12 protein-coding genes are annotated in these 13,595 nt (G+C 71.2%); 5 read left to right on the forward strand and 7 right to left on the reverse strand.

Annotated elements, in window-relative coordinates; translation table 11 throughout:
• Positions 1-4 precede the first annotated feature (4 nt).
• Positions 5-1,495, reverse strand: a complete 1,491-nt coding sequence (locus E1300_RS01070; protein ID WP_131754944.1) for an FAD-dependent monooxygenase — start codon at positions 1,493-1,495, stop codon at positions 5-7.
• A 94-nt stretch (positions 1,496-1,589) separates the two neighbouring features.
• On the opposite strand from E1300_RS01070, the gene E1300_RS01075 reads away from it, so the two are divergent.
• Positions 1,590-2,207, forward strand: coding sequence for a TetR/AcrR family transcriptional regulator C-terminal domain-containing protein (locus E1300_RS01075; RefSeq protein WP_131754945.1), 618 nt, complete (start codon positions 1,590-1,592; stop codon positions 2,205-2,207).
• A 12-nt stretch (positions 2,208-2,219) separates the two neighbouring features.
• Here the strand turns inward: E1300_RS01075 and E1300_RS01080 are convergent, their stop codons facing one another.
• Positions 2,220-3,548: an MATE family efflux transporter gene (locus tag E1300_RS01080; RefSeq protein WP_131754946.1), complete on the reverse strand. Its 1,329-nt coding sequence runs from the start codon at positions 3,546-3,548 to the stop codon at positions 2,220-2,222.
• A gap of 341 nt (positions 3,549-3,889) precedes the next feature.
• Between E1300_RS01080 and dnaB the strand changes: the two genes are divergently transcribed.
• Positions 3,890-6,511 carry a replicative DNA helicase gene (gene dnaB, locus E1300_RS01085; protein WP_207399413.1) on the forward strand — a complete coding sequence of 874 codons (2,622 nt, stop codon included), beginning with the start codon at positions 3,890-3,892 and terminating at the stop codon, positions 6,509-6,511.
• Positions 6,512-6,968: 457 nt separating this feature from the next.
• Here the strand turns inward: dnaB and E1300_RS01090 are convergent, their stop codons facing one another.
• The 3 genes from E1300_RS01090 to E1300_RS01100 all read right to left on the reverse strand — a co-directional run bounded on the left by E1300_RS01090 (position 6,969) and on the right by E1300_RS01100 (position 9,660).
• On the reverse strand, positions 6,969-7,271 hold the full coding sequence (locus E1300_RS01090; protein ID WP_131754948.1) for a helix-hairpin-helix domain-containing protein: 303 nt from the start codon (positions 7,269-7,271) through the stop codon (positions 6,969-6,971).
• 50 nt (positions 7,272-7,321) lie between these two features.
• Positions 7,322-8,677, reverse strand: a complete 1,356-nt coding sequence (locus E1300_RS01095; RefSeq protein WP_131754949.1) for an FAD-binding oxidoreductase — start codon at positions 8,675-8,677, stop codon at positions 7,322-7,324.
• Between the two features lie 71 nt (positions 8,678-8,748).
• A complete protein-coding gene (locus E1300_RS01100) occupies positions 8,749-9,660 on the reverse strand; it encodes an LLM class flavin-dependent oxidoreductase (protein ID WP_131754950.1) in 912 nt (303 codons plus the stop codon).
• Between the two features lie 65 nt (positions 9,661-9,725).
• Between E1300_RS01100 and E1300_RS01105 the strand changes: the two genes are divergently transcribed.
• Complete coding sequence (locus tag E1300_RS01105; protein WP_131754951.1) at positions 9,726-10,199, forward strand: MarR family winged helix-turn-helix transcriptional regulator; 474 nt, start codon at positions 9,726-9,728, stop codon at positions 10,197-10,199.
• A 14-nt stretch (positions 10,200-10,213) separates the two neighbouring features.
• Here the strand turns inward: E1300_RS01105 and E1300_RS01110 are convergent, their stop codons facing one another.
• Positions 10,214-11,305 carry an FAD-dependent oxidoreductase gene (locus tag E1300_RS01110; protein ID WP_131754952.1) on the reverse strand — a complete coding sequence of 364 codons (1,092 nt, stop codon included), beginning with the start codon at positions 11,303-11,305 and terminating at the stop codon, positions 10,214-10,216.
• A 160-nt stretch (positions 11,306-11,465) separates the two neighbouring features.
• Positions 11,466-11,924, reverse strand: a complete 459-nt coding sequence (locus tag E1300_RS01115; protein ID WP_131754953.1) for a MarR family winged helix-turn-helix transcriptional regulator — start codon at positions 11,922-11,924, stop codon at positions 11,466-11,468.
• Positions 11,925-12,018: 94 nt separating this feature from the next.
• On the opposite strand from E1300_RS01115, the gene E1300_RS01120 reads away from it, so the two are divergent.
• Together E1300_RS01120 and E1300_RS01125 are read left to right on the forward strand one after the other, a co-directional pair.
• Positions 12,019-12,420 (forward strand): nuclear transport factor 2 family protein, encoded by a 402-nt coding sequence (locus E1300_RS01120; protein ID WP_131754954.1) that lies wholly within the window; start codon positions 12,019-12,021, stop codon positions 12,418-12,420.
• Positions 12,413-13,540 (forward strand): epoxide hydrolase family protein, encoded by a 1,128-nt coding sequence (locus E1300_RS01125; RefSeq protein ID WP_131754955.1) that lies wholly within the window; start codon positions 12,413-12,415, stop codon positions 13,538-13,540. The genes E1300_RS01120 and E1300_RS01125 overlap by 8 nt, the downstream gene beginning before the upstream one ends.
• The last annotated feature ends 55 nt before the right edge of the window (positions 13,541-13,595 follow it).

The raw sequence follows: 13,595 nt of genomic DNA on the forward strand, positions 1-13,595 counted from the left end.
TCGTCTATCGGGTGCCGAACCAGCGGGTGAGGACGTCCTCCAGCGGCTCGGCGTCGTCGGACGTCCATGCGACGAAGCCGTCCGGGCGGATCAGGATCGACGAACCGGGGGCGAGGTCGCAGTCGCCCGTGACGATGTCGACGCGTCCGGCCCACGGAGCGGCCGTGTGGGCCTGGGGCTTGTCAGCGGCGATGAGGAGTCCGCGTCCTGAGCGCTGGAGCTCGGCGAGGCGCGGCTCATCCCCGGTGGCGGTCCGGACGGTGAGGTCCGGGGCGTAGGCGCGGCCGACGAGGTCCTGGCCGGAGCCGAGGTCGTAACGGACGGCCGCACCCGTGATCATGTCCGTGAGGTCGCGGTTGGCGTCGTCATGGCGGAGGAGCCGGGTGACGATGTCGCGGAGGGCGTCCACGTGCGGGCCGGGGCGCAGCAGCGCGACCTGGGCGCGCGTGTTGTCGAGGACCTGCGCGGCGACCGGCCGCCGCTCGGCGGTGTAGGTGTCGAGCAGGGCGTCCGGTGCCCCGCCGCGCGCGACCAGCGCGAGCTTCCAGCCGAGGTTGGCGGCGTCGCCGAGCCCGAGGAGGAGCCCCTGCCCGCCGAACGGCGAGTGGACGTGCGCCGCGTCCCCGGCGAGCAGGACGCGGCCCGAGCGGTAGGAGTCCGCCAGGCGGGCGTTGTCGGTGAAGCGCGTGCGCGACGAGGCGGACGTCAGGGTGACTCCCGTGCCGGTGATCCGGCGCGCGGCGGCCTGGAGCTCGTCCAGGGTGACGGGGGCGTCCCGGTCGGGAGGCGGTCCGTCGAACTCCACCATGAGGATGCGGCCGGGAGCGGGACCGTTCACCATCAGCCCGCCGGGGTGGCGCGTCCAGCCGCGGGGGCTGAACTCGGGATCGTCCAGCTCGACGAGTGCCTGGTAGCCCGTGATGATGCCTTCCGTGCCGGGGAAGGCGAACCCGCCGAGCTTACGGACGAGGCTGCGTCCTCCGTCAGCGCCGACGAGATGACTGGCGGGTAGCTCGTACTGTCCGCTGGGACCGTCGACCGTGACCGTGACTCCTTCCGAGTCCTGCACGTAGTCGGCCAAGGCATGCTCCCGGCGGACGTCCGCACCGAGCTCGGTCGCGCGTTCGGCGAGGATCTCTTCCAACCGGTCTTGCGGGACGAACGCGGTCGGCGCCGAGGGGTATCCGCTCTCGCGGAGCTCCCAGAGCCCGGCGAAATGGCCCCTGGGCATCGGACGGCCGCCAGCGCCGCCCCGACCGGGCATCTTGGCGAGGAACTCGTGCTGGACGTCCCGCACCCGCTCGGTGAGGCCGCGCCGATCCAGCATCTCGGCGGCCCTGCCGTGGATGGCTCCCGCCTTCACCCGGCGGTCCACGTCCGCAAGCCGTTCGAGGACGGTTACGCCGACACCGTGCGTGCGCAGCTCGACGGCGAGCATCAGGCCGACGGGTCCGCCCCCGCAGATCACCACGCTCGCGTTCGCGTCCGGGGGCATGGGTCCTCCTTAACAGCGTTAAACCGGCTGCCGTCCAGCCTGATTTAACGCTGTTAAGCTGTCAAGGCCGCGTCCCCGAGGAGGCCGTCACCCGATGAAGCTGGAGCGCCAGGAGATCGTCCGCACCGCTCTCCGCCTCCTCGACGAGGTGGGCCTGGACGGGCTGAGCCTGCGCCGCCTGGCCAGGGAGCTCGGCGTCCAGGCGCCCGCGCTGTACTGGCACTTCGCGAGCAAGCAGGAACTGCTCGACGCGATGGTCACGATGATCGCCCGCGAGGGGTACGGGCCGGACGCGCCCGAGCCCGGACAGTCGTGGGACGACTGGCTCGCCGGCCGCGCCCGCGCGATGCGGAGCCGGTTCCTGGCCCACCGCGACGCCGCCCGCCTCGCCGCGGGCACCCGCCCCACGGCCGACCGCGCGCCCGCGATCGAGGGCATGGTGCGGGCACTGTGCGACGCCGGATTCACGCCCGGCGAGGCCCTCCTCAACATCCTCGCCGTCACGGACTACGTCGGCGGCGCCGTCCTCGAAGAACAGGCCGGCGGCGGCCGGGACGACGGCGGCATCGGACCGCTCGACGGCGCTCCCGCAGGTCAACCCACCCTGCAAGCGGCAGTCGCCGAGATGCGGGATCCCGACGACAGATTCGAGTACGGGCTGAGCCTCCTGCTCGACGGCATGCGCGCCCGCCTGGCGGCACGCTCCCGCTAGCGGACGGCCCCGTCAGCGGACGGCGCCCGTCACCATCCACCGGTCGCCACGCGCGCGAAGGCCCAGCGTGAGCATCCGCGTCGCCATCCACAGCCCGATGGCGACCCAGAGGCCGACCAGTCCGGCGTCCGCCCGATAAAGGATGAGGGCCGCAGGCAGGAACACCACCGTCGCGAGCACAGTGGTTACCGCCAGGTAGGCCCCGTCCCCCGCACCGATCAGGATCCCGTCCAGGACGAACACCACACCCGCGACGGGCTGGAGCACCGCGACGAGCAAAAGCGAGGCCAGCAGCAGGTGCCGGACGTCACCGTCCGACGTGAACAGCGACGGCAGCCACGGCCGCACCGCGAGGATCGCCAGCCCGAAGGCCACACCGCACGCCACGCCCCATCCCACCATTCGCCGGGTCACCGCCCTGGTGCCCGCGATATCGGACGCACCCAGATACCGTCCGGTAATGGCCTGACCCGCGATGGCGATCGCGTCCAGCGCGAACGCCAGCAGCGTCCACACCTGGAAGCCCACCTGGTACGCGGCGATCTCGGCATCGCCCATCCGCGCCGCGATCGACGTCCCCACGATGAGGACGATCCGCAGCGCCGCCGTACGGAGCAGCAGCCCGAATCCCGCCGTCGCGGACGTCCGCAACCCCGCCGCGTCGGGCCGCACCAGCGCCCCGTGCCGCCGCGCCGCGCGCAGCACCACGACCACGTAGACGGCCGCGCTGCCCGTCTGGGCGAGTACGGTGCCCCACGCCGAACCGGCGATGCCCCACCCGAGGACGAGCACGAACACCGCGTTCAGCAGCAGGTTCACCGAGAACCCGCCGATGGAGACGACCAGGGGCGTCCGGGTGTCCTGCAATCCCCGCAGCACTCCCGTGCCCGCCAGGACGATCAGCATCGACGGGATGCCGAAGAGACTCACGCGCAGGTACGTCTCGGCGAACGGCGTCACGGCCGGGGACGCCCCGAACGCGTCCACGATCGGCGGGATCAGCGGCCATCCGGCCGCGATCAGCACGATCCCGATCGCGAGCGCGAGCCACATGCCGTCGATGCCCTGCCTGACCGCCGCCCGGAGATCCCCGGCGCCGACCTGCCGCGCCACGCCCGCCGTCGTCCCGTACGCCAGGAACACGCAGAGGTAGACCAGCGTGTTCAGCGCCTGCGCCGCCACCCCCAGCCCGCCGAGCTGCGAGGTGCCGAGATGGCCGACGATGGCGCTGTCGGACAGCAGGAACAGCGGCTCGGCGACGAGCGCGCCGAACGCCGGCACGGCGAGCCGGAGGATCTCGCGATCGTGCGCGTTCGGACGCCGCCGGGACAAGTCGATCATGACCGGAACATCCTACCAGCCTGTAACCATCAAAAAATTTTCTCCCCTTACGGAGATCGACAAGCCCGACTTTCTTTCCCGCACAGCCGGTGGACGAAGTCGTCCCAGGTCAACACAGTCGACACCGGCCCCCTTCCCGCGTTGTCCCCAGAGTTGTCCACAGGTCGTGCACAACCGCCACGGCGTGTTTGCACAGAGCATCCACACCCTTGTCCACAGCTGACTTTGCCCGCGACCGCGCGGCATCGGGAGAATGTCGGACGCCTCAGGTAAACGTGGGATGGACGGTCGGCGCTGAGGCGACGGGGACGCCGGCGACCGGAGATGAAGGGGGTGCGGCGGTGAGCGTGACGGAGCTCGGAGCGCACGAGCAGGAGTTCGAACGCACGCCTCCGCACGACATCACCGCCGAACAGGGCGTCCTCGGCGGCATGCTGCTCTCCCAGGACGCCATCGCCGAGGTCGTCGAGGTCCTCCGCACGCAGGACTTCTACCGTCCCGCGCACCAGATCATCTACGACACGATCCTCGACCTCTACGGCCGCGGCGACCCCGCCGACGCCGTCACCATCGCGGGCGAGCTCACCAAGAACGGCGAGATCGGCCGCATCGGCGGCGCCCCCTACCTGCACACCCTGATCTCCTCGGTGCCCACGGCCGCCAACGCGGGCTACTACGCCAAGATCGTCCACGAGCGCTCGGTGCTCCGCAAGCTCGTCGAGACCGGCACGCGCATCGTCCAGATGGGCTACGCCGCCGACGGCGCCGACGCCGACGAGGTCCTCGACCGAGCCCAGGCCGAGGTCTTCGCGATCGCCGAGAAGCGCGCCGGCGAGGACTACGTCCCGCTGAGCGAGATCATGCCCGGCGCCCTGGACGAGATCGAGGCGATCGGCAGCCGCGGCGGCCAGATGGTCGGCTGCCCCACCGGTTTCGCCGACCTCGACGCCCTCACCAACGGCCTGCACCCCGGCCAGATGGTAGTCGTCGCTGCAAGACCTGCCATGGGCAAGGCCCTAGAGCTGAGTGTCCCACTTCCTACGCCTTCGGGATGGACGACAATGGGCGAAGTGTCCGTTGGCGACTACCTGATCGGAGCCGACGGGAAGCCGACCCGGGTCGTCGCCGCGACCGAGGTCATGCACGGGCGTCCCTGCTACGAGATCGAGTTCTCGGACGGCGAGGTGATCGTCGCCGACGCGCAGCACCAGTGGCGCACGACCACCCGTGCCTCCCGCCGGCAGCGCACCGAGAACAAGCGCGCGTACTACTGGTCCGACGAGGCGATCAACCGCGTCCGCTGGGCGACGGCCGACGCCAACGACCGACCCCGTCGCCTCATCACGCACGGCGAGGCCATGGCCGCGGTCGGATCAGAGTTCAAGGACGCCCTCTATGCGGTGACGCGCCAGCTCGGTCACCGAGGTGAGGCCGACACGAGCCTGTCGAGGCGTCAGCCGCGCTACGAGAGTACGAGCCTGCACCGAGAGCTCCTTCAGCGCGCCGTGCGTCCGAAGAACGCCGCGACCACGGCGCAGCACCGTCCCGTCAAGACGACGGAGGAGATCGCCGCGACCCTGCGGTGCGTTGGCGACGACCGTCCCAACCACGCCGTCGCGGTCGCCGCGCCCTTCCAGCTCCCGCCCGCGGACCTGCCCATCGCCCCGTACGTCCTCGGCGCCTGGCTCGGTGACGGTTGCAGTTGGCACGGTTCCATCACCTGTTTCGACGAAGAGATCCTCGACGAGATCGAAGCGGCTGGGCAGCCTGTGAAGCGGCGAATGACTCCCGGTCAGTTCGGCCTTCCGGGGCTCACCGGGGTGATCAAGGGATTGGGGCTGTACCGGAACAAGCACATCCCGCCTGCCTACCTCCGGGCCTCCGAGGAGCAGCGGCGGGCGCTGCTGGCCGGGATGCTCGACACCGACGGCTACGTGTCCGAGATCGGGCAGGTCCAGCTCGCGTTCGCCAACAAGCGGCTGGCGGAGGACGCCCGAGAGCTCATCCTCAGCCTGGGCTATCGCGTCACGATGACCACCAAGCCGGTGAAGGGCCGGTCGCCGGAGACATCGACCTTCTATCGGATGAACTTCACGCCGACCGAGCCGGTGTTCCGGTTGCCGCGCAAGGCCGCGCGGCAACGGATGAACGTCCACCCGAAGGCGCGGGTGCGCTACATCGTGGACGTCCGCCGCGTCGAGAGCGTGCCGGTGCGATGCGTCCAGGTGGACAACGCCGACCACATGTACCTGGCCGGGCGGTCCTGCATCCCGACGCACAACTCGACACTCGCCCTCGACTTCGCGCGCGCCGCGTCCATCAAGCACGGGCTGACGTCGGCGTTCTTCAGCCTGGAGATGGGGCGCAACGAGATCACGATGCGCCTGCTGTCCGCCGAGGCGCGGGTGGCGCTGCACGCCATGCGCTCCGGCACCATGCAGGACGAGGACTGGACGCGCCTGGCCCGGCGGATGAGCGAGGTCGCCGAGGCCCCGCTGTTCATCGACGACTCGCCGAACATGTCGATGATGGAGATCCGCGCGAAGTGCCGCCGACTCAAGCAGCAGCACGATCTGCGGCTGGTCATCATCGACTACCTCCAGCTGATGACCTCGGGCAAGCGGGTGGAGAGCCGCCAGGTCGAGGTCTCGGAGTTCTCCCGTTCGCTGAAGCTGCTCGCAAAGGAGCTGGGCGTCCCGGTCATCGCGCTGTCGCAGCTGAACCGTGGCCCCGAGCAGCGGACGGACAAAAAGCCCATGGTGTCCGACCTTCGCGAATCGGGCAGCATCGAGCAGGATGCCGACATGGTCATCTTGCTGCATCGCGAGGACGCCTACGAGAAGGAGTCACCGCGGGCGGGCGAGGCCGACCTGATCGTGGCCAAGCACCGCAACGGCCCCACCGCCACCGTCACGGTCGCCTTCCAGGGCCACTACAGCCGCTTCGTCGACATGGCTCAATAGAGCTGCACTGGGCTACGCGAGACCCGCCCGATCGCGCCTTCATCGCTCGGTCGAGGCGGGGGGCGTACCCGTGCGACGGGCTCGGAGTTCGATCGCGTCCAGCAGGAGTTCGAGGGTGACCTCGAACTGGTCCTCGGCCGAGGACTTCACTCGCATGCGACTGCATCCGGACGTCCTCGCCGCGCGGGAGCGGGCCGCCGGAGCACTCGCCGCCGAAGCGAAGGTGGCACGTCTGCCGCTGCGCGACCTGCGGCGAGCCGCGTTCCTCTACCTCGCCGCCCTCGACGACATCACGGACGAGAGCCTGCACGAGACGATCAGCGTCGGCGGCTCCGCGCCCGTCACGCTGCGGACGGCGCTGCGCCGAGGCGGACCGCACACCCTGCCTACCCTCCTCCAGTTGCTCGCCGAACGGGTCCCGGCCTCCCGGCGCACTTGCGCGCTGGGCCTCGATGTTTTACGCGTCTTCGTTGGTGGCGGTGAGCAGTCGTTTGCGTTCTGGGGTGTAGTGCCACCATGGGCGGGCGGGCCGTCCTTCGGCCTGGTCGACGGCGGACATGATGGTGTCGAGCAGGCACGGGTCCAGGGCCTCACCACAGGCGGCCGACATCCGCTCGTACAGCTCGATCGGGTCCCTGCCCGTCAGCTGTGCGCTGCGCGTGATGCCGATGCGTTCGAAGTAGCCGGCCACCGCTCGGCCGACGTTGACCAGTTCGGTGAGGTCGGATTCGGCCGGGAGCCTCCGGTCTTGCGCGTTCATGGTGTCGCCTCCTTGAGTGGTGTCCGGCACTGCCGAGGGCGGCGTCGCCGTCAGGGACGCGGTCGCGCCGTCATGCCCTTTGGGGGGATGTTGAAGTTGATCCGGAAGACGTTGCCGGGGTCGTGGACGGCTTTGATCTCTGTCAGGCGGGTGTAGTCGCCGGGCCGGTAGGCGGTGCGGACGATGGCCGGGTCGGTGTCCTCGACGCCGGCGAAGTTGATATTGGTGCCACCGGTGCTCCAGGGACGCATGCCCGTCAGGAACCGATCGCGTGACTCGCGGCTCCCCGGGGCGGCTGTCGCGCCGGTGAACAGGGAGAACGTCGCGTCCCTGCCGCCGACGCAGTTGGGGATCTCGGGTGGGTGGGCGTAGGCGCCGCCGAAGTGCCGCAGCTCGGTGATGAACGGCGGCTGCGCGTCCGGTCCGGCGTGGGCCAGGAGCGTGTCGACCGCGTCGGTGCCTAGCTCGCGGAGGAGCACGTTGCGGTCATAGGCCACGTAGGGGGCATCGGTGGGCTCGTGGTGGATGGTGCCGACCTCGGCGTAGGGCATGTCCCGCACCGTGTCCATCAGGGTGGGGCCGATGTCTCGCAGCGGCCGCACCAGTTCCGCTGCGCCTTCGGCGTCGCTGAAGGCGATCCGCACGTGCGTGACGAACCTGCCGCGCAGCGGCGCGGGTACCGCGGGCAGGTCCGGGTTCTGGGCCAGCAGCACCGAGGAGGCCATGTGCTCCGGTAGCGAACGGGTCCATTCGGCGTAGGCGTGCAGGACGTCGCCGGTGGCGTCCGCGGGGAAGTACAGGCCGCCGCCGTAGAGTCGCGACACCGGGAACAGGTCGATCTCCATGCCGACGACGACGCCGAAGTTGTCCTTGCCTCCGCGCACCGCCCAGAACAGATCGGGGTCGCTGCCAGGGCCGACCTCGCGCAGACGGCCGTCGGCGGTGACCACGCGCAGCCTCCGTACGTGGTCGGCGGCGAAGCCGAAGCGGCGGCCGAGGAGGCCGGCGCCCCCGCCGGTGGTGTACCCGACCGCGCCCACGTTGGGGCTGGAGCCGTTGAGCGGGGCCAGGCCGTGCGGGGCGGCCCGCTCCACGACCTGCCGCCACCGCGTCCCCGCCTCCACCCAGGCGGACCCGGTCCGGGGGTTCACCTGGACGCCGTCCATCCGCACGGTGTTGATCAGTACCGCGCCGTCCGCCGGCACCGAGGGGCTGTGGCCGGTGGCCATCACGCCGACCGGCCGTCCCTGCGCCACCGCCATCCGCACGGCGGCGGCCACGTCCTGCTCACCGGCCGCGGCGATCACGCATGCCGGGCGCGACTCCACGGCCCGGTTGAGCCCCGTCCGCTCGCCGTCATACTGGTGCTCACCAGGTCGGAAGATCTGGCTTGGAGATAGGTTCACGCAGGTCAACGTATTCACGCGGACGACTGCGGTCTTGTAGGAATCGGACCTGCCGGCGTTGGCTTCGGTGGTCAGGAGGTTTCTTTGGTCGTGGCTTCGCGGACGGCGGGGACGATCTCTTGGGCCCAGCGACCCAGGGCGATGTCCCGGGGCGTGTCGCCGGACGGGAAGAGAATGAAGCCGGCCGCGCCGTGGTCGAGTATCGCTCCGGTGAGCTCCTCGACCCATTGCGCGACCGAGCCGCCGATCCAGCGGCCGTCGTCGTCGCGGGTGCCGGCGAGCGGGGCGGACGTGATCCGGCCGGGGAAGTTGTAGATGGTGGCGATGTCGGCGGGGTCCCGGTCGGCGGCGGCCGCGGCCTCGTCGATGATCGGGCGGGACGTCCGGTAGCGGGGGCTGAGCCAGTCGGCGGCGTGGCCGGGGAGCCAGCCGTCGGCGAGGCGGCCGGTGACGGCGAGGGACCGCGGGCCGACCGAGCCCGTCCAGATCGGGGGCGCCGGGACGGGGGCGGGGTCGAGGGCGGTGACCTGGAAGAACTCGCCGTCGAACGTGACCGGTTCGGAGCCGCCGGACAGGGCGCGGATCAGCGTGATGCCCTCGGCGAGGGCGCGGACGGCGGCGGCCGGGGTCAGCCGGGGCACGCCCAGCCGGGCGAGTTCGTTGAGGCGCCCGCCCGCGCCGAGTCCGAGGACGATCCGGCCTCCCGAGAGGGCGGACAGCGATGTGACGGTGCGGGCGAGCATCGGCGCGGGTCGGCTCGGCAGGCTGGTGACGTTCACGAGGCCGGAGATCGTGCTCGTCCCGCCGAGCGCCATCGCGATGGTCGCGTAGGCGTCGAGGTGGTCGGCGAGGTAGTTGTGGTCGGAGATGCTGACGAGGTCGAGGCCCTGCTCGTCCGCCTGGACGGCGGTGCGGAGGGTCTGGGGGGCGGCGGCCACCGCGTATTCCAGGCCGATTCCGAAGAGGGGCTTGCGTGCAGACATTCGAAGTCCTCGGTAGTTCGTGAGACGAATTGGTGGGATCGGGCCGCTGTCGTATTCTCGGGAGTATGCCGAAGGCCGTGGACGGGAAGATGAGCGTGGTCACCGCGCTGGTGCGCTCCTCATTCCTGGTGGACGCCGTGTACGCGGAGGCCGCGCGGAAGCACGGGCTGACCCAGCAGCAGGGGCAGTTGCTGTGCGTGCTGATGGGTCAGCCGTACGGCATGGGCGAGCTGGGCGCGACGCTCGGCTTGGCGAAGTCGAGCCTGTCGGGGCTGGTCGACCGGACGGTCCGCAACGGCCTGGTGCGGCGGGAGCAGGATCCGCGGGACGGGCGGGCGGCCCGTGTCGCGCTCACCCCGAAGGGCGCGCGGCTCGCGGAGGAGTTCTACACGGCGACCTGCCGGCGGATCGACGAGCTGGCGGACGTCCTCGGGGAGGAGGAGCGCGACCAGCTCGCCGACCTGCTGGGACGGGTGGTGCTGGGCAACGAGGTCCCGGTCGTGTTCGTCGAGCCGGACGGTGGTCCCGCCGCGCGCTGACCCCGCGCCGCGTGTCAGGCGGTGTCGAACAGTTCGGTGAACCGGCCGATGTAGAGGTCGGCGCCTTTGATCTCGGCGACCTGCCGGGCGGGCAGGGCGGTCGGTCCGTCCGGGCTGGGGAGCTGGCCGACGCCGCCGTCCGGGCCGAGCGGCAGCAGTAGCGCCGGGTGGGGGAGGGGCTGGTAGACGTCCGTGGGCTCCTCGCCGCGCACCTGGGCGAGGATGTTCGCGGCGGCGACCTCGGCGTGCCGCATGGCGTGGCCGGCCATCTTCGCCTCGCGGAGGTCGGTGATGTCGCCGATCGCGTAGACGTTGTCGTGCCCGTGGACGTTGAGCGTCTCGGTGACCCGCACGTGGCCCTGCGCGGTGCGGGTGGTGAGCCGTCCATCGCCGAGGTAGTCGCCGTTGATGTGGACGCCGTAAGCACGGAACCAGATGTCGGCGGTGATGTCGTCGCCGGTGGTCGTGCGGGCGGTGAATGTGGCGTTCGTGCCGGGTTCGGTCGGCGGCGGGTCCGCGAGGGCGGTGCCGAGGCGCAGGTCCACGCCGAGTGCGTCGAGCTGGCGGTGCAGCTCGTCGCGGACCTCCGGCAGGAAGGCGGGCAGCAGCCGTTCGGCGGGGTCGACGACGGTCACGCGCTTGCCGGGCCACACGGCCTTGATCTCGCCGGACAGCTCCAGGCCGACCGGTCCGGCGCCGGCGATCAGCACGCGGTCCGCGCCGGCGAGTTCCTTGTGGGCGGAGCGGAGCCGGTCCAGCGCCTCGGCGGTGGCGTCGGTGTCCATCTTCGCCGGGAACGGGTAGCTGGAACCGGACGCAAGGACGAGGTAGTCGGCGTCGATGCGTTCGCCTGAGGCGAGGACGACGCCGTCCGGATCGGCGGAGACGACGCGGTCGCGCACGACGCGGCCGCGTTCGAGCAGCCGGTCGTAGGGGAAGAAGACGTTCTCCGCCCAGTCGGGCCGCACGAGCGCGCGGAGCGCTCCCGCGGAGTGGACGAACGCGTCCTTGGGTTCGATGAGGACGACGTCGGTCTCCTGGTCGAGCGCCTTGGCGACCGCGGCGCCTCCGTAACCTCCACCGATGACCACAACGGTACGACTCATGATGCGCACTCCTTAGAAGTTCGTGCTACGAACGATAATAGTTCGTGGTACGAACTTCAAGTTCGGATGGCGCGTGGGATCGCGGGACGTCGCGCGGGTCGCGTCCCGGGGAGGTGGCGTCAGCGGCGGGCGTCCGTGAGCGGACGCGGGCCGCGGGGTGTCAGGAGCGGCCCTGGGAGTGGTGCTCGATGACCCGGGTGAGGAGGTCCGCGAGCTGGGTGCGCTCGGCGGCGGAGAGGGGTGCGAGCAGTTCGTCCTGGATGCCCGCCAGTACCTCGTCGAGGTGCGACAGGTGGCGGGTGCCGGCCGGGGTGATCGTGATGATGTTGCGCCGCCGGTCCGACGGGTCGGGGGAGCGCTCGACGAAGCCCTTCGCGGCCAGCTCGTTGAGGGCGGCGACGACGTCGCTGCGGTCGATGCCGGTGTGCCGGCCGAGGTCGGCCTGGCTGGCGGGGCCGTACTCGGCCAGGGCGGCGAGCAGCCGGAAGTGGTAGCCGCGGGCTCCGGCGGCGGTGAAACCCGCGCTGACCAGGCGGTGGCTGTGCGCGGAGGCCTGGTTGATCAGCCAGCTCGGCGCTCCCCGGAGGCGCGCGGGCGGGACGGCGTCGGCATCGATCATGAGCGGCAGTCTACCGGCGTTCGTTGGCACGACCCACGATCGGTGTTACTGTTGGCGTCACCAATGTTGGTAGACCCAACAATTTGGAGGACGCATGGAACGCACCGACCACGACCAGCTGACCGACCTGGTCACCAGGCTCGGCCGCTGGCTGGACGAGAAGCGGTTCGACGAGGCGCGGACCGTCTTCACCGAGGACGCCGAAGCGCACACGGCCGGCGGGACGTCCCGCGGCGTCGAGACGCTCGCCGAGCACGCGCGCAGGAACCACCAGGTCCCGACGCAGCACTACATCACCAACCCGCTCATCGAGGTGGACGGCGACCGCGCCTCGATCAGCGCCAACCTGCTCGTCGTCTTCGCGCACGAGGAGGGGCTCCGCGTCGTCGGCGAGGTCTACGACCTCGGCGCGGTCCGGACGGACGCCGGATGGCGGATCGCCCGGGTGGGGGCGCGCATGGTCTGGGACACGCGGCAGGAGGCGCGGCATGTCTGAGATCACCCCGTTCCGGCTGGACGTCCCCGACGCCGACCTCGACGATCTCGCGCGCCGGCTGGACGCCGCCCGCTGGCCGGACGAGCTCCCGGGCATCGGCTGGGACCACGGGATCCCGCTCGGGCGGGTCAGGGATCTGGCCGAGCACTGGCGCACGAAGTACGACTGGCGGGCGCAGGAGGCGAGGATCAACGCGTTCCCGCAGTTCACCACGGAGATCGACGGCGCGCGGGTGCACTTCCTGCACGTCCGGTCGCCGGAGCCGGACGCGCTGCCGCTGGTCCTGACCCACGGCTGGCCCAGCTCGTTCGCCGACTTCCTGGACGTCATCGGGCCGCTCACCGATCCCCGGGCGCACGGCAGCGACCCGGCGGACGCCTTCCACGTCGTCGTCCCGTCCCTGCCCGGGTTCACGCTGTCCGGGCCGACGCGGGACGCCGGCTGGACCGTCGGCCGGATCGCCAGGGCCTGGGCCGAGCTGATGCGCCGGCTCGGGTACGAGCGGTACGGCGCGCAGGGCGGGGACTTCGGCTACCCGATCTCGAAGGAGCTGGGCACGATCGCCGCGGACCGCGTCGTCGGCGTCCACCTGAACTACCTGCCGTCGCCGCCTCCCGGCGATCAGGAGGGCGGGCTGACGGAGGAGGACCGGGCCAGGCTCGAACGGCAGCGGGAGTACGTCGCCAATCCGGCCGGATACTGGCAGATGCAGACCGATCGCCCGCAGACCGTCGCCTACGCGCTGGCCGACTCCCCGATCGGGCAGCTCGCCTGGATCGCCGACAAGGTCACCGAGTGGACGGATCCGGCGATCGGCGTCGACGACGACCGGCTGCTCACCACCGTGTCGCTGTACTGGCTCACCGGCACGGCGGGTTCGTCGTCGAGGCTGCACCGGGCGAACGCCGGGTCCCGGGGCGGCAAGCCGACGCCCTGCCCGGTGCCGATCGGGGTGGCGGTGTTCCCGCGCGACCTCGTCCTGCCCGTGCGGTCGCTGGTGGAGCGTCACTTCGACGTCGTCCGGTGGACGGAGTTCGACCGCGGCGGCCACTTCCCGGCCGTGGAGGTGCCGGATCTCCTCACAGGTGACGTGCGGGCGTTCTTCCGCGGGTTGCGATGAGCGGGAAGGGGTGCGGTCGCGCGGATCCGCACCGCGGTCGCGCGGATCCGCACCC

Source organism: Actinomadura fibrosa, assembly GCF_900659615.1.
In the GTDB taxonomy this organism is placed as follows: Bacteria; Actinomycetota; Actinomycetes; order Streptosporangiales; family Streptosporangiaceae; genus Spirillospora; species Spirillospora fibrosa.

What these genes read in the sequence shown, in the direction of transcription:
- E1300_RS01125 (WP_131754955.1), top strand. Translation starts at nt 12,413, where the DNA reads ATGTCTGAGATCACCCCGTTCCGGCTGGACGTCCCCGACGCCGACCTC.
- E1300_RS01105 (WP_131754951.1), top strand. Translation starts at nt 9,726, where the DNA reads ATGCCGAAGGCCGTGGACGGGAAGATGAGCGTGGTCACCGCGCTGGTG.
- E1300_RS01110 (WP_131754952.1), bottom strand. Translation starts at nt 11,305, where the DNA reads ATGAGTCGTACCGTTGTGGTCATCGGTGGAGGTTACGGAGGCGCCGCG.
- E1300_RS01090 (WP_131754948.1), bottom strand. Translation starts at nt 7,271, where the DNA reads ATGAACGCGCAAGACCGGAGGCTCCCGGCCGAATCCGACCTCACCGAA.
- E1300_RS01115 (WP_131754953.1), bottom strand. Translation starts at nt 11,924, where the DNA reads ATGATCGATGCCGACGCCGTCCCGCCCGCGCGCCTCCGGGGAGCGCCG.
- E1300_RS01120 (WP_131754954.1), top strand. Translation starts at nt 12,019, where the DNA reads ATGGAACGCACCGACCACGACCAGCTGACCGACCTGGTCACCAGGCTC.
- E1300_RS01070 (WP_131754944.1), bottom strand. Translation starts at nt 1,495, where the DNA reads ATGCCCCCGGACGCGAACGCGAGCGTGGTGATCTGCGGGGGCGGACCC.
- E1300_RS01100 (WP_131754950.1), bottom strand. Translation starts at nt 9,660, where the DNA reads ATGTCTGCACGCAAGCCCCTCTTCGGAATCGGCCTGGAATACGCGGTG.
- E1300_RS01075 (WP_131754945.1), top strand. Translation starts at nt 1,590, where the DNA reads ATGAAGCTGGAGCGCCAGGAGATCGTCCGCACCGCTCTCCGCCTCCTC.
- E1300_RS01080 (WP_131754946.1), bottom strand. Translation starts at nt 3,548, where the DNA reads ATGATCGACTTGTCCCGGCGGCGTCCGAACGCGCACGATCGCGAGATC.